Annotated in this window: 18 protein-coding genes; 10 read left to right on the forward strand and 8 right to left on the reverse strand. The window is 64.2% G+C overall.

Annotated features, from left to right (window positions below; translation table 11 throughout):
* Window positions 1–55: 55 nt before the first annotated feature.
* Window positions 56–721 (forward strand): tRNA (5-methylaminomethyl-2-thiouridine)(34)-methyltransferase MnmD, encoded by a 666-nt coding sequence (gene mnmD / locus F3W81_RS13595; RefSeq protein WP_193079676.1) that lies wholly within the window; start codon window positions 56–58, stop codon window positions 719–721.
* The gene (locus F3W81_RS13600; protein ID WP_193079677.1) at window positions 718–1,584 is read left to right on the forward strand and encodes a DMT family transporter; all 867 of its coding nucleotides are present in this window, start codon (window positions 718–720) and stop codon (window positions 1,582–1,584) included. The genes mnmD and F3W81_RS13600 overlap by 4 nt, the downstream gene beginning before the upstream one ends.
* Here the strand turns inward: F3W81_RS13600 and F3W81_RS13605 are convergent.
* On the reverse strand, window positions 1,549–3,660 hold the full coding sequence (locus tag F3W81_RS13605; RefSeq protein WP_193079678.1) for a lytic transglycosylase domain-containing protein: 2,112 nt from the start codon (window positions 3,658–3,660) through the stop codon (window positions 1,549–1,551). The genes F3W81_RS13600 and F3W81_RS13605 overlap by 36 nt on opposite strands.
* 141 nt (window positions 3,661–3,801) lie before the next feature.
* Between F3W81_RS13605 and dapA the strand changes: the two genes are divergently transcribed.
* The 4 genes from dapA to F3W81_RS13625 all read left to right on the forward strand — a co-directional run bounded on the left by dapA (window position 3,802) and on the right by F3W81_RS13625 (window position 7,472).
* Window positions 3,802–4,677: a 4-hydroxy-tetrahydrodipicolinate synthase gene (dapA, locus tag F3W81_RS13610; RefSeq protein ID WP_193079679.1), complete on the forward strand. Its 876-nt coding sequence runs from the start codon at window positions 3,802–3,804 to the stop codon at window positions 4,675–4,677.
* A gap of 113 nt (window positions 4,678–4,790) precedes the next feature.
* Window positions 4,791–5,261 carry a transferrin-binding protein-like solute binding protein gene (locus tag F3W81_RS13615; protein ID WP_193079680.1) on the forward strand — a complete coding sequence of 157 codons (471 nt, stop codon included), beginning with the start codon at window positions 4,791–4,793 and terminating at the stop codon, window positions 5,259–5,261.
* Between the two features lie 77 nt (window positions 5,262–5,338).
* Complete coding sequence (locus F3W81_RS13620) at window positions 5,339–6,199, forward strand: transferrin-binding protein-like solute binding protein (protein ID WP_193079681.1); 861 nt, start codon at window positions 5,339–5,341, stop codon at window positions 6,197–6,199.
* Window positions 6,186–7,472, forward strand: a complete 1,287-nt coding sequence (locus tag F3W81_RS13625; protein ID WP_193079682.1) for a tetratricopeptide repeat protein — start codon at window positions 6,186–6,188, stop codon at window positions 7,470–7,472. The genes F3W81_RS13620 and F3W81_RS13625 overlap by 14 nt, the downstream gene beginning before the upstream one ends.
* 4 nt (window positions 7,473–7,476) lie before the next feature.
* Here F3W81_RS13625 and mntR read toward each other — a convergent pair whose 3' ends face one another.
* The gene (gene mntR / locus F3W81_RS13630; RefSeq protein WP_193079683.1) at window positions 7,477–7,905 is read right to left on the reverse strand and encodes a manganese-binding transcriptional regulator MntR; all 429 of its coding nucleotides are present in this window, start codon (window positions 7,903–7,905) and stop codon (window positions 7,477–7,479) included.
* Window positions 7,906–8,065: 160 nt separating this feature from the next.
* Between mntR and F3W81_RS13635 the strand changes: the two genes are divergently transcribed.
* The gene (locus F3W81_RS13635; RefSeq protein ID WP_193079684.1) at window positions 8,066–9,355 is read left to right on the forward strand and encodes an Nramp family divalent metal transporter; all 1,290 of its coding nucleotides are present in this window, start codon (window positions 8,066–8,068) and stop codon (window positions 9,353–9,355) included.
* 121 nt (window positions 9,356–9,476) lie between these two features.
* On the opposite strand, the gene F3W81_RS13640 is transcribed toward F3W81_RS13635, so the two are convergent.
* The 4 genes from F3W81_RS13640 to smpB all read right to left on the reverse strand — a co-directional run bounded on the left by F3W81_RS13640 (window position 9,477) and on the right by smpB (window position 12,755).
* On the reverse strand, window positions 9,477–10,064 hold the full coding sequence (locus F3W81_RS13640; RefSeq protein WP_193079685.1) for a VOC family protein: 588 nt from the start codon (window positions 10,062–10,064) through the stop codon (window positions 9,477–9,479).
* A gap of 102 nt (window positions 10,065–10,166) precedes the next feature.
* Window positions 10,167–11,351 carry an amino acid aminotransferase gene (locus F3W81_RS13645; protein WP_193079686.1) on the reverse strand — a complete coding sequence of 395 codons (1,185 nt, stop codon included), beginning with the start codon at window positions 11,349–11,351 and terminating at the stop codon, window positions 10,167–10,169.
* Window positions 11,352–11,358: 7 nt separating this feature from the next.
* On the reverse strand, window positions 11,359–12,210 hold the full coding sequence (gene sseA / locus F3W81_RS13650; RefSeq protein ID WP_193079687.1) for a 3-mercaptopyruvate sulfurtransferase: 852 nt from the start codon (window positions 12,208–12,210) through the stop codon (window positions 11,359–11,361).
* 71 nt (window positions 12,211–12,281) lie between these two features.
* Window positions 12,282–12,755, reverse strand: coding sequence for an SsrA-binding protein SmpB (gene smpB / locus F3W81_RS13655; RefSeq protein WP_193079688.1), 474 nt, complete (start codon window positions 12,753–12,755; stop codon window positions 12,282–12,284).
* A 129-nt stretch (window positions 12,756–12,884) separates the two neighbouring features.
* On the opposite strand from smpB, the gene F3W81_RS13660 reads away from it, so the two are divergent.
* On the forward strand, window positions 12,885–13,910 hold the full coding sequence (locus F3W81_RS13660) for an NADP-dependent oxidoreductase (RefSeq protein WP_193079689.1): 1,026 nt from the start codon (window positions 12,885–12,887) through the stop codon (window positions 13,908–13,910).
* Window positions 13,911–13,973: 63 nt separating this feature from the next.
* On the opposite strand, the gene F3W81_RS13665 is transcribed toward F3W81_RS13660, so the two are convergent.
* Window positions 13,974–14,651, reverse strand: a complete 678-nt coding sequence (locus F3W81_RS13665) for a DsbA family protein (protein ID WP_193079690.1) — start codon at window positions 14,649–14,651, stop codon at window positions 13,974–13,976.
* 17 nt (window positions 14,652–14,668) lie between these two features.
* Window positions 14,669–15,178, reverse strand: a complete 510-nt coding sequence (locus tag F3W81_RS13670) for a DUF721 domain-containing protein (RefSeq protein ID WP_193079691.1) — start codon at window positions 15,176–15,178, stop codon at window positions 14,669–14,671.
* Between the two features lie 181 nt (window positions 15,179–15,359).
* Here F3W81_RS13670 and F3W81_RS13675 point away from each other — a divergent pair, with 181 nt between their 5' ends.
* Together F3W81_RS13675 and F3W81_RS13680 are read left to right on the forward strand one after the other, a co-directional pair.
* Window positions 15,360–16,364, forward strand: coding sequence for an A/G-specific adenine glycosylase (locus F3W81_RS13675; RefSeq protein WP_193083877.1), 1,005 nt, complete (start codon window positions 15,360–15,362; stop codon window positions 16,362–16,364).
* A 17-nt stretch (window positions 16,365–16,381) separates the two neighbouring features.
* Window positions 16,382–17,503 (forward strand): alkane 1-monooxygenase, encoded by a 1,122-nt coding sequence (locus tag F3W81_RS13680; protein ID WP_193079692.1) that lies wholly within the window; start codon window positions 16,382–16,384, stop codon window positions 17,501–17,503.
* Window positions 17,504–17,690 lie beyond the last annotated feature (187 nt).

Consider the following 17,690-nt stretch of genomic DNA (forward strand, 5'->3'; position numbering starts at 1 on the left):
TGGTCGCCGCGTCCGCGCGACCACCTTCCAGACCCCGTACCTAAAGGATCCCCCCATGCAGGGCCAGCCACCTGACCTTGAGTGGAAAGACGGCGATGTCCCCGTCGCCACCCGCTTTGACGACCCCTATTTCAGCCTCGGCAACGGGCTGTCGGAAACCGCGCATGTCTTTCTGGCGGGCAATGGCCTGCCCGAGAGGTTCCGCGATGGCTTTCACATTGCGGAACTCGGCTTTGGCACCGGGCTGAACCTGCTGGCCGCGCTGAAGCTCTGGCGCGACACAAACCAGACCGGCACACTGCATTTCACCACTTTCGAGGCCTATCCCATGGCCCCCGCCGACATGGCCCGCGCTCAGGCTGCCTTCCCCGAGATCGCCACGCTGGCCGAGGAGATGGCGCCGCACCTTGGCAAGACCGCCTTTTCGCTGCCGGGGCTGGCGTTCCAGATGCAACAGGGCGATGCGCGCCAGACCCTTGCCGCCTGGGACGCACAGGCCAACGCCTGGTTCCTCGACGGCTTTTCCCCCGCCAAGAACCCCGAGATGTGGGAGGAGGCGTTGATGCAGGCCGTCTTTGACCATACCGCGCCGCAGGGCACCGCCGCGACCTATACCGCCGCAGGGCACGTGCGCGCCAAGCTGGCGAGTGCGGGGTTCACCGTGACCCGCGCCCCGGGCTTCGGGCGCAAGCGGCACATGACGCAGGCGCAAAGGCCATGACCGAGCAGAACACCAGGCTCGGGATCTGGCTGATGATCCTGACGACCTTCATCTTTGCCATTCAGGACGGGCTGTCGCGTCACCTCGCGGGCGAATACAACGTCCTGATGGTGGTGATGATCCGCTACTGGTTCTTTGCCGCCTTCGTCATCACCGTCGCGACGCGCAAGGCCGGGGGCATCCGCGCCGCCGCCAAGACCTCCCAGCCGATCCTGCAGGCCACGCGCGGCGTGCTGCTGGCGCTGGAGATCTGCGTCATGGTGCTGGGCTTCACCTACCTCGGGCTGATCGAGAGTCAGGCCGTCTTCATCGCCTATCCGCTGATCATCGCCGCCCTCTCTGGCCCGATCCTTGGCGAAAGCGTCGGCTGGCGACGCTGGAGCGCCATCGGCGTCGGCTTTGTCGGCGTCATGATCATCCTTGAGCCGGGCTTTGGCGTCTTTGCGCCCGCCGCCATCCTGCCGCTGATCTCGGCCTTCATGTTCGCCATCTACGGCCTGCTGAACCGCTATGTCTCGCGCAAGGATACCGCCGCCACGTCGTTCTTCTGGACCGGCTGGACCGGGGCCGTCGTCATGACCGCCCTCGGCGTCTGGTTCTGGGAACCGATGAGCGGCCCTGACTGGGCGCTGATGAGCACCCTCTGTGTCACCGGCGCCATCGGGCACTACATCCTGATCCGCGTCTATGAACTGGCCGAGGCCAGCGCGGTGCAGCCCTTCGCCTATTTCCAGCTCGGCTTCGGCTCGCTGGTCGGGATCTTTGCATTCGGCGAGAGCATCCGCACCAATGTCGCCATCGGTGCGGGTCTGATCATCGCGGCGGGCCTATTCACTCTCTGGCGCGAGCGGCAAAAGCGTTGAGCCTTTCAGCTCGGCGCTGAAGGGCACCGGCAGCGGATCACGCCCCAGCCGCGCGCGATAGATCGGCAGGCTTTCGGCGACCCGCTGCACGTAGTTGCGGGTTTCGCTATAGGGAATTCCCTCGACCCAATCGACGATATCGACAGTGGGGTCGCGCGGATCGCCGAACTGGTCGATCCACTGCCCGGCGCGCCCGGGCCCCGCGTTATAGCCGATCGACATCAACACCACATTGCCCGAAAACCGCTGCGCCAGCTGTGCCAGGTAAGCCGAGCCGAGCGTCGCATTGTGCTGCCAGTCGCCCAGCAGCTTTTCCTGATCGTGGTCGTCGATGCCGAGCTTTTGCGCCACTTCCTTCGCCGTCGCGGGCATCAGCTGCATCAGACCGCCCGCCCCCACGCCCGAGCTGACGCCGGCGGCAAACTCGCTCTCGCGCCGGGCAATCGACAGCGCCAGTTCCGGCGGCACCGGCAGCGGCAACTGCGCCATGGGGTGCAGAGGATAATAATGGCGCGGCAGCACGATGCCCCGGCTGGCGGCGCGCTTGCCCAGCATGACCTGCATATGCGCGTCGCCCTTGGCCTCCAGCATCGCGCCGACCCGGTTCAGCACCTCCGGGCTTTCGACATCCGCCATCTGCATCAGGAACATGTCCGCCTGCGCCGGTTGCCCCGACGCCATCAGCAGCGCGCTCGCCTGGCGCAGCAGCGAATCCGTGACCTCGGGCACCCGCCAGTCCACCGGATCGCCCTGCCCGCCAAGGCTCGCATCGAACGGCACGCCGCCGCGCTCTGCCGCCAGCAGGCCGTAATAGCTGCTCTGATAGCGGCCGCCCTCGGTATAGGCGGCGGTGGCGTGATCGGCCTCGCCCAGCGCCTCATAGGCGCGGCCCATCCAGTAATAGGCACGACCGAGCGAGATCGGGGTCTCCACCCCATCGGCCAGCTTCAGGAAATGGTTCAGCGCCACGCGCGGCTGATCCAGCTTGCGCAGCGCAATGAACCCCGCCAGCCACTCCAGATCGGCGAAGGCGCTGCCCTCGCTCAGCTGGTGGTGCGCGGCAAGGTCATAGGCCAGCTTGAGATCGCCCCGGCGCAGCTCCTCACGGACATAATTGCGTCGCTCGCCCGCCCAGGCCTCGGGGTTGCCGAGGCCCTCGGGAATGCGACTTTGCACACGCATCAGCAGGCGCGCCTGTTCGGTCTTGCCCACCGCCACCAGCGCCTTGAAGCGGCCATAGACCAGCGCGCCGTCCTTGCGATCGGCCACCGGCATCGCGGCAATCGCCTCCGCCGTGCCGGGCGCGCCGACCCGCGCCAGCCGTCGCGCCTGCGTCAGCGCCCAGTCGCGGTCACTGACGCGCGGGCGCATCCGGTCCAGATCCTCCTGCTCGCCTTCCCAGAACAGCATCTCCATCCGGTCGCGGTTGAAGATCCTCAGCAGATCGCCCTGTTCGTCATAGAGCGTGGTTTCGTCGCGTTCCGTCAGCGGCATGGTCTGCCAGGCCTGAACGATGATCCCATCCGCCTGCGTTGCCGCCCCCCGTGCCCGTAAAGCTGCGGCGAGCGAGATCACCCCCGTCCCGGTCTGCGGCATCTCTCCGTCGTAAAAGGCGATGATCTCATCGGGTGAGGCATTCGCCATCGACGCCTCGTTGCGCAGTCGCAACAGCGCCAGCCCCGGCCAATCGGGATGGGCGGACAGAAACGCCTGCACTTCCTGCGGCGTGCCGAGGCCATCACGCAGCCGCATCCACTCGATCAGCACCACCGCAGCGGGGCCGTCGCGCGGCGCAATTTCCGCCGCCAGCGCCCAGTTGCCCGCTTGCCCCGCCTGCATCGCCCACGTCAGCGGACGGGGCGGCATCCGGCGCAGCGCGCCCTCCGGATCGACCACGACAGTGCCCAGATCCCCGACAACCGAAGGTCTCTCGCCCGTGCCCTCCTCAGGTGCACCCGTCGCGTCAGACGGCTGCCTCTTTTCGCCCTGCCGCGTCAGCGCAACCAGCCCCAGGGCAAGGGCCGCGCAGAGCGCTATGGAAAGGGCGAAATGCGCCGAATAACGCGGTAGTGTCACTTGTTTTACCCCAATCTTCTGGTTAGACGCTGCAAGGATAACCTCCCGCAGCCTGCCCTCAACACACTTTACCGGCAGCGCGGTTTCCCCCTCGGGGCGCACGCGGATGTCCGCCGCCCTTCGTACGATAAGGAGCGTGTCATGTTCAAAGGGTCAATTCCCGCCCTGGTCACGCCGTTCAAGGACGGCGAGCTGGATCTTGCCACGCTGAAGACGCTCGTCGACTGGCATATCGAGCAGGGCTCGACCGGGATCGTTCCCGTCGGCACCACCGGCGAATCCCCCACGCTCAGTTTGCGCGAACACGAGATCGTCGTCGAGGAAGTCGTGAAATACGTCGCAGGTCGCGTGCCCGTCATCGCCGGTGCCGGGGCCAACAACACGGCCGAGGGCATCCGCCTGATCACCCACGCGGCCGAGGTCGGCGCCGATGCCGCGCTTGTCGTCACCCCCTACTACAACAAGCCGACGCAGCGCGGGTTGATCGCGCATTACACCGCGATGCACGACTCCTGCGATCTGCCGATCATCATCTACAACATCCCGGGCCGCTCCGTCGTCGACATGACCCCCGCCACCATGGGCGCGCTGGCCAAGCTGCCGCGCATCGTCGGCGTCAAGGATGCCACCGCCAAGCTGGAGCGTGTGCCCCTGACCCGCATGGCCTGTGGTCCTGACTTCATCCAGCTCTCGGGCGAGGACGCCACCGCCGTCGGCTTCAACGCCATGGGCGGCACTGGCTGCATCTCGGTCACCGCCAACGTCGCCCCCGCGCTCTGCGCCCAGATGCAGGCCGCGACGCTGGCTGGCGACTACAAGCTGGCGCTGGAATATCAGGACCGCCTGATGCCCCTGCACGAAGCGATCTTCATCGAGCCGGGCCTGTGCGGCGCGAAATTCGCCATGTCCGAGCTCGGCCTCTGCTCGGCTGAGGTGCGCCTGCCCCTGACCGCGTTGGAAGACAGCACGAAAGAGCGTATCCGCCACGGTATGCGCCACGCCGGTCTGATCAACTAAGACCGCGCACCACACCTCCAGACAGTTCAGAAGGCCGTCCTCCGGGGCGGCCTTCCTGCATAGATATGCAACGCCCGGCACATGCCCCGCCCCTTGGAACTCTGGTTAGATCAATGACATACAAGCTGTATCCAGCGCTCGCGCTGTGTGTGCTGGCAGGCGGTGGCGGCATGACGACAGCGCCATGGGACGGCGAAACCGGCTCTGGCCAGGAACAGCCCGCCACCTTCGTGCTGACCAACGCCGCCGGCAAGGGCGTCGCATCCGGCCTGATGACCTCGAACGCCGGTGTCCCTTCGGCCATAAGCTCGAAAATCTACGTCCACACCGACTTCAGCACCTTGACGCTGGAAAGCTACGACACCATCCTCGCCGTTCCCGAAACCGGCAACATCGCCGCAACGCCGGGGCTGAACTTCAAAGGCAGCGTCAGCGGCACAGCATTCTCGGTGCCGCTGGACGGTAACATCCTGCACGGCTCAGCCAGCGGTGCCTTCTACGGCCCCAAGGCCGAGGAGCCGGGCGGCACCTTCCAGACCAGTGGCAGCGGCTACGACGATATCGGAGCCTTTGGCGCGGACTGACTGACACGACACCAGCACATATCCCCATCCGCGCCGCAAACCCTGCTGCGCGGCATTTCCCATTAAAGGCCCTGCACATGAAAAAATTACTCTGCCCGACCCTTGCCCTGACCCTGCTGGCGGCCTGTGGCGGCGGCGGTTCCGGCACATCGGGCACGCCCGGTTTTCGGGGCTTCAGCTCGGCACCTGCGAACGGCAATTTTGCCATCAACGGTCAGGCCGTGACCGCAAACTATGCCTCTGACGCTTCGGGCCGCGTGGTGACCTCGGCGCTCTCCGGGCCCAAGGGCGCGACGGTCAGCGTGGCGAATTCCAATGGCGACACCTACGCCGAACGCATCGACACCTCCGGCGGCGGTGCTGCCTTTGACCTCAGACAGGGCGGCAGGGTCAACAGAACGGCCGCGTTCGACGCGATCACCTCCGCCGATGGCAAGACGCTTGTCGTCCAGTCGAACCCGGCAGGCGCCGGCTACGAATACCAGACCTTCGGCGCATGGCTGACGGGCTATGGCACCGGCTCGGGCACCCTTGGCGCTGGCAGCTTCGGCGCCAGAACCCCCGCCTCTGCCCTGCCAAGAGGCGCGCGGGCGGCCTATTCCGGGCAAACCGCAGGTCTCGCCAAAGATCCCTACGGCAACCCCAATGTGACCTCGTCGAATGCCTATGTCGAGACCGACTTCAACACCGCCTATGTCGAGACGACCCGTACCGTTATGGCCGATCTGAACACCGGTTACACCCGCTCCGCCCCCGAGCTCGACTTTGCCGGCAGCGGTCCGGTGTCGGGCGCGGACTTCTCCGCCAATGTCTCCGGCACGGCGGTTTCGGGCGTGGCCAATGGCACCTTCTACGGCCCGCAGGCACAAGAAGCCGGCGGCACCTTCCGCACCAGTGGCAACGGCTACACATATGCAGGCGCCTTTGGCACAAATTAAGCTCAGCCGCGGCCGTCGCGTCCTCAGGGGTCTCCTGTTCGCCAGCTTGCTGGCGGCAGCACCTGCCCTGTCGACGGCCGCAGATGCCCCCGCACCCAATCCTGTCTCGGACCCTGCCGCGATCAACGCCCGGTTCGAGGGCGCCCTGTCCGCCCTCGGGCAGGGCGACGCCCGCGCGGCCATCGTCCAGCTGACGCAGATCCTTGCGCGCGATCCCGACCTCGTGCGCGTCCGGCTTGAGCTGGCCCGCGCGCTGTTCCTCGCAGGCGATCTGCGGCAATCCAAGCAGCAGTTCCTGCGCGCCCTCTCGGCGCGGGATCTGCCCGCCCCGGTGCGCGCCACGGTGCTGGGCTTCATCCGTCAGATCGACGACCAGCGCGGCTATTCCAGCGCCTTCCGTCTGGCCCTGACACAGCCCGAGGGCGCCGGGCGCAACTACAAGACCGACACGCTCTATTTCGACCCCTTCGGCACCGGCACCGCCCTGCCCTTCACCCTGACCCGCCCCGACTCCCCCGGCATCGCGCTGGAGGTCGAGGGCGATCTGCGTCAGCTCTGGTCCCTTGGCAGCTTTGGCGACACGGCCCGCCTCTCGGCCTATCTGCGCGGCCACCTGCGCCTGCTTGAGGCGCGCGGTGACGACTACGACGAGGGCCGCCTCGACTTCGCCCCCGGCGTGCAGCTGTCCTGGCCCCTGTCGACCCTGGCGCTTGAGGTCCGCACAAGCGCGCTCTCCGCCGCTGCCGACCTCACCCAGACCCGCGCGGGCCTCGGTGTGACCTACCAGTCGCGCAACACCCGCGGCCTGTCCTGGAGCGGTGATCTGGCAGTCAGCCACCTTGCCAGCCGCATCGACGACCGCGCCAGCGGCACCCTGACCGAGGCGACGGCCACCCTGCAGCAAAGCTTTCGCGGCAACGGCTATCTCGCGGCCTCGCTGCGCGGCGAGACCCTGCAAGCCCATGCCGGCAGCGCCAGCTACACCCGCACCGCCCTGCGCCTGACCCGGGCTCTGGATGTGCGCGGCGGTCTCTCGCTCCGGGCCTCGGCCTTTGCCGAAACCACCCGCCAGCAGGACGCCTCACCGGGGTTTCAGCGCCGCCGCATTGACCACGACCTCGGGGTCGAGATGACGGTGCAGAAGAACGACCTGATCCTGTTCAACCGATTCACGCCCTTCGTGACCCTCGGCAAAACCCGCCACGACAGCTCCATCGCTGCCTTCTCCTATGCGGAGTATCGCCTGCAACTGGGGGTCGAGAGCCTGTTCTGATCGCCTAGCCGCGCTTGGCCAGAAACGTCTCAAAAGCTTTAAGCGTGCGGTCCGAGACGTGGTGCTCGATCCCCTCGGCGTCCATTTCGGCGACGTCGCGGGGCACACCCGTCGCGATCAGCAACGCCACCACCGTGCGATGGCGCGCGCGCACCCGTTCGGCCAGCGCCGCGCCCTCCTCGGTCAGGAACACCCCGCGATAGGGCCGCGCCGTCGCCAGCCCGGCCCGCTTCAACCGAGAGATCGTCTTCGTCGCCGTCGGTTGCGCCACGCCCATACGCTCGGCAATATCGGCCACACGCGCCTCGCCCATCTCCTCCAGAAGATCGCCGATCAGCTCGACATAATCCTCCAGCAGCGCCACGGACTGCACTTCACGGGCGCGGCCAAACCGGTCGGCCTGCACTTGGGTCTTGGGGGTCGCCTCGGGCATCGCGTCCGCTTTCGCTTATCTGTTGAGCAAACTCTATAGCCAAGGCTTAACCATGTCACAATCCAGAGATCCCGGCCACAAGCACCGGCAAATATAATTCGCCTGTTGTAAGTCGTATAGCACTGGCTATAAATCTGCGCTGAACACGACAGAGGCGCATATGGTGGACCTGACCCTCAAGACCAAAGCGGGCATTGCCAAGGTCCTGAACGGACAACGCGGCGGGCTGCGTGGCTTTGTGCTGTTCGCCGGGCCCGCGATCATCGCCTCCGTCGCCTATATGGACCCCGGCAACTACGCGACCAACATTCAGGCGGGCGCGGGCTATGGCTATACGCTGCTCTGGGTCGTGGTGCTGGCCAACCTGATCGCGATGCTGTTTCAGGCGCTCTCGGCCCGCCTCGGCATTGTCACCGGCAAGAACCTGGCCGAGCTGTCGCGCGACCATTTCCCGCGCCGCGTCGTCTGGGTGATGTGGGTGGTCAGTGAAATCGCCGCCATGGCCACCGACCTTGCCGAGTTTCTCGGCGGTGCCATTGGCCTGTCGCTGCTCTTCGGCCTGCCGCTGATGGCCGGGATGATCATCACCGCGATCATCACCTATGCCATCCTGATTTTCGAGCGCTACGGCTTTCGCCCAATGGAGCTGATCATCGGCGCGCTCGTCGGCCTGATCGGCCTCTGCTACTTCGCCGAACTGCTGGTCGCCCCGGTTGACTGGAGCGCGACGCTGATGGGCATGACCACCCCCGGTCTGCCCGACAACGCCGCCCTGATGATCGCCGTCGGCATCATCGGCGCCACGGTCATGCCACATGCGATCTACCTGCACTCCGGCCTGATGCAGGGCCGCGCCGAAGTGCACAGCGACAAGGACCGCCGCAAGGTCCTGAAGTATTCCAATATCGAGGTGGTGATCGCCCTCGCCATCGCCGGGATGGTCAATATGGCGATGGTGATGATGGCCGCCAGCGCCTTTCACCAAGGCCACTCCGAGGTGGCCGAGATCGAGACCGCCTATCACACCCTGACGCCCCTGCTCGGCGCGGCAGCGGCGGGGATGTTCCTGACCTCGCTGATCGCCTCGGGCATCTCAAGCTCGGTCGTCGGCACCATGGCGGGGCAGATGATTATGCAGGGCTTCCTGCGCTTTCACGTCCCGATCTGGGTGCGCCGTCTTGTCACCATGGTGCCCGCCTTTGCCGTGGTCGCCGCCGGGGTGAACACGACGCAGGCGCTGGTCGCCAGTCAGGTGGTGCTGTCGATTGCGTTGCCGGTGCCGATGATCGCGCTGATCATCTTCTCGGCGCGGCGCGACATCATGGGTGCCTTCACGGTCGGGCCAGTGCTGCGCATCCTCGCCGCCCTCGCGGCGACAATGGTTCTGGGGCTGAACTTCGTGCTGCTCGCCGGAGTCTTCGGCCTCAGCGTGCCGTTTCTGGGCGGCTGATCCGGGCAAATTCGCACCGTTCAGTTACCGTTCAGATACCGACGCAATACCGACATCCCGATTCCGGCGATTTGAGCGGTTCAGAGGCGGTCGGCACCGCCGTCACGGTGCCGACAATCGTTTACGCAGGATAGGGGTTCGCAGGGGCCCGGCTGTCCGACAGCGTCTGGGTCGAGCGTTCGATGATCCGCTGGATGGCATCGGCCAGATGCTCCTCAGCGATGTTGTAATCGCCGCGTTCCACCCGGATCTTGTGGGCTTCCAGCAGGACGGCAGCATGGCTCGATCCTTCGGGCGGGAAGAACTTGTAGCTTGCCAGTTCGATCAGCAACCCCAAGGGATCCTTGAAGTAAATCGAGTCCATGAAGCCCCGGTCCTTGACGCCGGAGTGCTTGATCCCGCGTTCATCCAGCCGCGTCACGACCTGTTTGAAGCTGGCCGCGCTGACGTTGAAGGCAATGTGGTGCACACAACCCGGGTCCATCGGAGTCCGGTCGTGCATCGGTTTGCGCTTTTCGTTGGTGAAGATGGTGATCAGACGGCCATCGCCGGGGTCAAAGTACAGGTGCCCCTCATCCGGATTGTCCAGATTGGGCTGGTCGAAAACGAAAGGCATGCCCAGCACACCTTCCCAAAAGTCTATACTTAACTGGCGGTTAGCACCGGTGATGGTGATGTGGTGCACGCCCTGGACCTGAAGCTTACGCATGATGTGACCTCCGTTTGCGTTGAGGTCAATCTGTGCTCACCCGGTCATTGGGTCAACTGTGGCGGGCGCACAGCCATGGTGCGCCCGCTGGTCTTTGGGGCCTCAGACGCCCGCGTCGATGATCGCTTTTGCAAGGATCGGAACGGTGGTCGAGTTCAGCCCGGCGATGTTCATCCGGCTGTCACCGACCATGTAAATGCCGCTCTCAGCACGCATTTTTTCCACCAGCTCCGGCGTGGTGCCGAGGCGGGAGAACATGCCACGGTGCTGACCAAGGAAGGCAAAGCGGTCCGACCCGGACAGCTTCTGCAGCTCATCCGCAAGTTGTTTGCGCAGACCCAGCATCGACAGACGCACATCCTCCAGCTCGCCCGCCCAATCCGCGCGCAGCGCCGGATCGTTCAGAATCGTCGCGACAATCCGCGCGCCATGGTCCGGCGGGAAGGAATAGTTCTGACGGTTCAGGTAGGCCAGAGTGCCTTGGGTCAGCTTGGTCTTGCCGGCATCCGCGCTGACAGCCATCAGCAGACCAGTCCGCTCACGGTAGATCCCGAAGTTCTTCGAGCAGCTCGCCGCGATCAGCAATTCCGGAACGTTTTCAGCAACGTAGCGGGTGCCTGCCGCGTCTTCGTCCAGCCCGTCGCCAAAGCCCTGATAGGCGATGTCGATCATCGGCAGCGCGCCCTTGTCGTTGAGGATCGAGACAACCTCTTTCCACTGCGTCATGTTCAGGTTGGCGCCGGTCGGGTTGTGGCAGCAGCCGTGCAGCAGCACGACGTCGCCCGCTTTCAGGCCCTTCAGATCCTCGAGCATGCCATCAAAAGCGACGCCGCCGGTCTCGCTGTCGAAATAGCGATAGGGCACGACGTCCATGCCGAGGTATTTCAGGATCGACAGGTGGTTCGGCCATGTCGGATCAGAGACGAAGACCCGCGCTTCCGGGTTACCCATCTTAATCATTTCAAAGGCTTGACGCACGGCGCCGGTGCCGCCGGGGGTGGCAACAGCGGCCACCTGTTCGCGTGCGACAGCGTCGCCCAGCACAAGGTTGATCAGCGCATCAGCATAGTCAGGATCACCCGCGAGGCCAGTGTAGGCCTTGGTGACCTGCTCTTCCCAGATCTTCTGCTCGGCGGCTTTGACCGCGCGCATGACCGGGGTTACGCCTTCGGCGTTCTTGTAGACGCCGACGCCAAGATCGATCTTGTCGTCCCGCGGATCGGCTTTGAACATGCCCATCAGCGCCAGAATTTTGTCGGCCGGTTGCTCTTTCAGGTTCTCGAACATTTTTCTCTTATTCTCCCACGGCGACGGGCAGGGTGGGGAACGCGCCCCATTCCGCCCAGGAGCCGTCATACAAGGCATGGTCGGTCTTGCCGATCCGCTCTAGGGCGAGGCAGACAACAGCGGCGGTCACACCCGACCCGCAGCTGGTAATGGCAGGTTTGTCCAGATCGACTCCGGCGGCCTTGAAGGTGGCGCGGAGGTCGTCGGGGGTCTTGAGGGTTCCCTTGGCGCTCAGCAGATCCGTGAAGGGTACGTTCTTCGAGCCGGGGATATGGCCTTTGCGCAGACCCGCGCGAGGTTCATCCACCTCGCCGCGAAAGCGTGGGCCGCCACGGGCGTCGATGATCTCGTAATCGCCGAGCTTGCTGGCAGCGCTGACCTGCGTGACGTCCTTCACCATCTGGTTCTGGCGGCGCACGGTCATGTGGCGGTCGCGGATCACCGGCTCCAGATCCTCGATCTCGCGGCCCTCGACTTGCCACTTCGGCAAACCACCGTCGAGCACGGCGATATCGAACTGCCCCATCAGGCGGAACAGCCACCAGACGCGAGCAGCAGAAAAGATGCCGGTGGAGTCGTAGACCACGACCTGATGCCCGTCACCGACCCCCATGGCGCGCAAGCGCGACATGAATTTCTCGATCGGCGGTGCCATATGCGGCAGTTCGGAGCGGTGGTCGCTGATCTCGTCGATGTCAAAGAATCGGGCGCCGGGGATATGGGCCTGCGCGTATTCGACCTTCGCGTCACGCCCGGAACCGGGCATGAACCAGCTTGCATCAAGCAAGCGCAGGTCGGGGTCTTTCAGATGTTGGGCCAACCAGTCAGTTGACACGAGAACCTTGGGATCATCCTGCACGGGATTGCGCCTTTCGCATGGAAACCGCTGATTCCCTAGCCTTCCCCACCCGTTTTCGCAAGGGTCAGGGGCTAGTGATGCTCTTTCAGCAGCCGCTGTTTCTGACGACCCCAGTCCCGTTTGGCCTCGGTCGCGCGTTTGTCGTGGTTCTTCTTGCCCTTGGCGATGCCGATCTTGATCTTGGCCATGCCGCGGTGGTTGAAGTACATCACCAGCGGCACAAGTGTCATGCCCTCGCGCTGCGTCGACTTCCACAGGTTTGCCATTTCCTTCTTGGAAACCAGCAGCTTACGTCGCGCACGCGGCTCGTGGCCGAACATCGCGCGGTCATAGGGCGCGATGTAGGAGTTCACCAGCCACAGCTCACCTTCCTCGACCGCGGCATAGCTTTCCGCGATATTGGACTGGCCGATCCGCATGGATTTCACCTCGGACCCGGTCAGCATGATGCCGCACTCGAGGTCATCCTCGATTGCATAGTCGAAACGCGCGCGGCGGTTTTCGGCGATAACCTTGTAGTTCGGATCTGATTTTTTCTGTGCCATGGTCGCGCCTCTTTACGTCACCCGGGGCAGGTCTGTCCATTGCAGACAACCTGCGGAATTTATTTCCACAATTCAGCTTGGAAAATACCCCGGAAGGCGTAACTTGTGGGCAAAGGAAAGGATTTCAAGATGACCGACACGATGCAACGGATCGTTCTGGCGCGGCGGCCGCAGGGGTTCCCTGTGGATGCCGATTTCCGACTTGAAGATATCGACATGCCGACCCCGGCCGAGGGCGAGGTTCTGGTGCGCCTGTCGCATATGTCGCTGGACCCCTACATGCGCGGCCGGATGGACTATGTCAAAAGCTACACCGCCCCGCAGGAGCTGGATCAGACCATGGGCGCCGGTGGCGTGGGTGAGGTGATTGCCTCCAAGGACGCGGGCTTTGCCGTCGGCGACAAGGTCTTCGGCATGTTCGGCTGGGCCAGCCACGGCTGCGTGCCCGCCAGCCAGCTGCGCAAGCTCGACCCTGACCTGCCGCCTTCGACCGCGCTTGGCGTGTTGGGGATGCCGGGCTTCACCGCCTGGTCCGGGCTGGACGCCTACGGCAAGATGAAGGCAGGCGAGACTCTGGTGGTCGCCGCCGCCACAGGCCCAGTGGGGTCGATGGTCGGTCAGCTGGCGAAAAAGGCCGGTCTGCGCGTTGTCGGCGTCGCCGGTGGCGCTGAAAAATGCAAGATGGCGGTCGAGACCTTCGGCTTTGATGCCTGCGTCGATCACCGCGCCTACAAGAACTCGATCGAGATGATGGAGGCGCTGCATGCCGAGTGCCCCGATGGCATCGACGTCTATTTCGAGAACGTCGGCGGTCAGGTGCTGGGCGGCGTGCTGCCGATCATGAATACCTACGGGCGGATCATCGTCTGCGGCATGATCGCGTGGTATTCCGGCGAAAGCGATGACACCGGCAAGATGCCTCTGCAAAAGCTCTGGCGCATGGCGCTGGTCAAACGTCTGACCATTCAGGGCCTGTTGCAGACCGACCATGTCGACCGCTTTGGCGAGTTCCTGAAGGACGTCGCTCCCGGTGTGAAATCCGGTGAGATTGCCTATGTCGAGGATGTCGCCGAAGGGCTGGAGAACGCCCCCAAAGCCTTCTTCTCGATGCTTAAGGGCGGCAATACCGGCAAGCAGGTCGTCAAGATTTCCTGACCTCTCATAAAAAAATGGGGCGGTCGGATCTCTCCGCCGCCCCTTTTCGATCTCGGTCAGACCTTACGCGAGCTCTTTGTCGAGGATCTTCTTCAGCTCGGCATAGCTCATGTTGGAGTATTTCTCGCCATTGATGATCAGCGTCGGCGTGCCGCTCACATCATCAGCCGTGGCGTTCTTCTGATACCAGGCCGCCAGCGTGCGCGCCTTGTCCTCATCCGCCAGGCAGGCTTCGATGGTGTCACTGCTCAGGCCCGCGACCTTGCCCAGCTTGCGCAGGTTGTCGGCGATATCGGCCTCGGACTTGGCGTTGCGCAGCCACTGGTCCTGCTGTTCGTACAGCATGTCGGCAATGCCGAAGAAACGCATCCCGCCATCGCAACGGGCGATCAGCGAGGCCCAGAGGCCGTAGCGGTCGAAATACACATCGCGGTAGATGAACTTCACCTTGCCGGTGTCGATGTAGTCGGTCTTCAGCTGGTTGAAGACATTGTTGTGAAAATCACGGCAATGCGGGCAGGTGAAGGAGGCATATTCCATCATCGTCACCGGCGCATCGGCCGAGCCCAGCACCATTTCCGTGATCGACGAGGTGTCGACATCCGCCACAGCCGACGCATCGCCGGCATTGATGGCGGTTTGCGCCTCGGCGGCGTTCCGGGTGTTGTACATATAGCCACCGGCAGCCACGATGACAGCCGCGCCTGCGATACCGCCTCCGATGAGGGTCCTGCGATCCATCCGTTGTGATCCTTTCTTCAAAGCTTTGATTTTCCTAGTACATTGCGGGCCAGCATCTCAAGCGCAGCTTTCAGCCCGTCGTCTTGCACCCCGTCCGCCACAGCCGATGCCCGCGCCACGACCTGCGGGTCGGGGGCCACCGGGGCGGCAGGGGGTTTGCGCATCTCGAAGGCCACCTGCCCCTCGGCAAAGCCGGTGCTGGCGGTCTGGGTGATGCGGACCCGCGCAATGGCGTTGTAGCCATAGACGCCATTGACCCGTTCGCGCAGGATTTCCTTCTGCATCTCCAGCACGGGCGCATGGGCCCCGGTGGTCAGCAGAACCAGCGTCCCGCCCAGATTGCCGCGTGGGTATTTCACCTCGACCGGCCGGGCAATGGCGGCGATATCGGCCCCCGCGATCTCCTCCCAATGGGTCAGAAGCCGCGAAATGGCGAAGCCGCGCGTTTCACCAGCCTTGCGGATCCTGCTTTCCAGCAGGCCGTAAGTCCGGGCAAAACCGTAGGTTGAGGTCTGTCGACGCGGCACGGGTTGCATCCTTTCGATTGGCGCTATTCTAGTGGGTGTCACCGGCCACACCAGAGGAAAGCCGGTGCAAAGACAGGCGGAGGCATAAAGATTGCGTGAGACGGCAGTAGCAAAAGCAGCGGAGGACGCCCTGGCACGGTCACAGGATCTGCTGGACTGGTACGACGTACATGCGCGCGCCATGCCCTGGCGGACCAGCCCCGCGGATCGCGCCCGTGGCATCCTGCCGGACCCATACCACATCTGGATGTCCGAGGTCATGCTGCAACAGACCACCGTTGCAGCGGTGCGCGATTATTTCCTGCGCTTTACCGCCCGCTGGCCGACGGTCGCCGACCTTGCTGCTGCCGAGGATGGCGACGTCATGGGCGAATGGGCTGGCCTTGGGTATTACGCCCGCGCCCGCAACCTGCTGAAATGCGCCCGCGCTGTCGTCAGTGATCACGGTGGCCAGTTTCCCGACACCCTCGCCGGCCTGCTGAGCCTGCCCGGTGTCGGCCCTTATACCGCGGCTGCAATCTCCTCCATCGCCTTTGATCGCGCCGAAACCGTGGTGGATGGCAATGTCGAACGGGTCATGGCGCGCCTTTTCGACGTGCACACCCCGCTGCCCGCCGCCAAGCCCGAACTGACCGCGCTCGCCGCCGAACTGACACCTGCCAAGCGCCCTGGGGATTACGCTCAGGCGGTGATGGACCTCGGCGCCACCATCTGCACACCCCGCAATCCCGCCTGCGGCATCTGCCCCTGGCGCACGCCCTGCGCCGCACGCCGCCTCGGCACCGCGACCGAGCTGCCGAAGAAGACACCGAAGAAACCCAAACCGACCCGCACCGGCATCGCCTATATCGCGCGGCGTTCCGACGGCGCCTGGCTGCTGGAACGCCGCCCGGATCGCGGCCTTCTCGGCGGCATGCTTGGCTGGCCCGGCTCTGACTGGGCCGAGGAGGTGCCGCCTCACGATGCCCCCCTCGGCGCCAACTGGCAGCCGCTGCCCGACCTGGCCCTGCACACCTTCACCCATTTCCACCTGCGCCTGACGGTGATGGTCGCGCAGGCCCCGGAGGGCAGCAATCCGCAGATCGGCATGTTCCTCCCCCCCGAGACCTTTCGCGCCTCGGATCTGCCAACCGTGATGCGAAAGGCATTTGACCTGGCACATGCGCACTTCATAGAGTTGGGCTGAACCGGCAGGAGACAGCCATGCCCAGACCAGACTTCGCCGATGCGCTCCCCTTCTGGCTCTCTCTCGTGATGGTCCCTCTTGTGGTCATCGGCGCGCTGCATGGCGGGTGGAGCGTGCTCCTCGTGCCGCTTTATGGCTATGGGGTTTTCTCGGTGCTCGACCATCTGCTGGGCCCGAGCACCAAAGACCGCGACATCCAGACCGAAGACAGCGCCCTGTTCTGGCATCGCGCAATCACACTGATCTGGCCAGCAGTCCAATTCCTGACGTTGTTCTGGGCGATCTGGTACGTCAGCCATGCGCCGCATCTGGGCTTTTGGGAGGCGCTGATCCTGTTCTACGGCGTCGGCACGATGACCGGAGCGATCGGAATCGTTTACAGCCATGAGCTCATGCACCAACGCAACGACACCGAGCGTTGGCTGGGCGACATCCTGCTCTCGATGGTCCTCTACAGCCATTTCCGCACCGAGCATCTGCTGGTGCACCACACGCATGTCGCCACCCCACGGGACGCGGTCACGGCGCGCTACAACGAAAGCTTTCCGCGTTATTTCCTGCGTGTCCTGCGCGAATGCCCCCGATCTGCCTGGACGGCCGAGGCCGCGCGACTGAAAAAACGGGGCCGTTCGGTCTTTGATCGCAGCAACCCGTTCTGGCGCTACGCGGCTCTCCAAGGGGCGATGCTGCTTCTCGCACTGCTCCTCGGCGGCGCGACAGGCCTGATCCTGTTCCTGCTCCAGGCCTTCATCGCCATCTGGCTGCTGGAGCTGACAGACTACATCGAACACTACGGTCTGACGCGCAAATACCTCGGGAACGGCAAGTTCGAACACGTCAAACCGCATCACAGCTGGAACGCGACCCATACCGCGACCAATTGGCTCCTGATCAATCTGCAGAGACATGCAGATCATCATACCCGCCCGGATCGGCGGTTCCCGTTGCTGCAGGCCGGCAACAAGGAGCACGCCCCGCAACTTCCCTACGGCTATCCGCTAATGGCGATGATGGCGATGGTACCGCCGCTATGGCGGCGCAAGATGAACCCGCGCGTGCGAACATGGCGCGCCATGTTCTATCCGGAAATTTCGAACTGGAATGCTTATAAAATCGGACGGCACCAAACTCCGACCTGAAAAGCGGGGCTTTGCCCCCGCCGCTCTGCGAGCGTCTCCCCCAAAGTATTTAGAGCAAGATGACTGGGAGCAGAGGCATTTACCAATCGAGTGTGGTTTTTATCTTCTTCATCTTGCCAAAAATACTTTGGGGGTGAAGGGAGCCGCAGGCTCACGAGGGGGCAAAGCCCCCTCAAGGCGCACGCAG

This window comes from Pseudooceanicola spongiae (genome assembly GCF_014899185.1).
Taxonomy (GTDB): Bacteria; Pseudomonadota; Alphaproteobacteria; order Rhodobacterales; family Rhodobacteraceae; genus Pseudooceanicola; species Pseudooceanicola spongiae.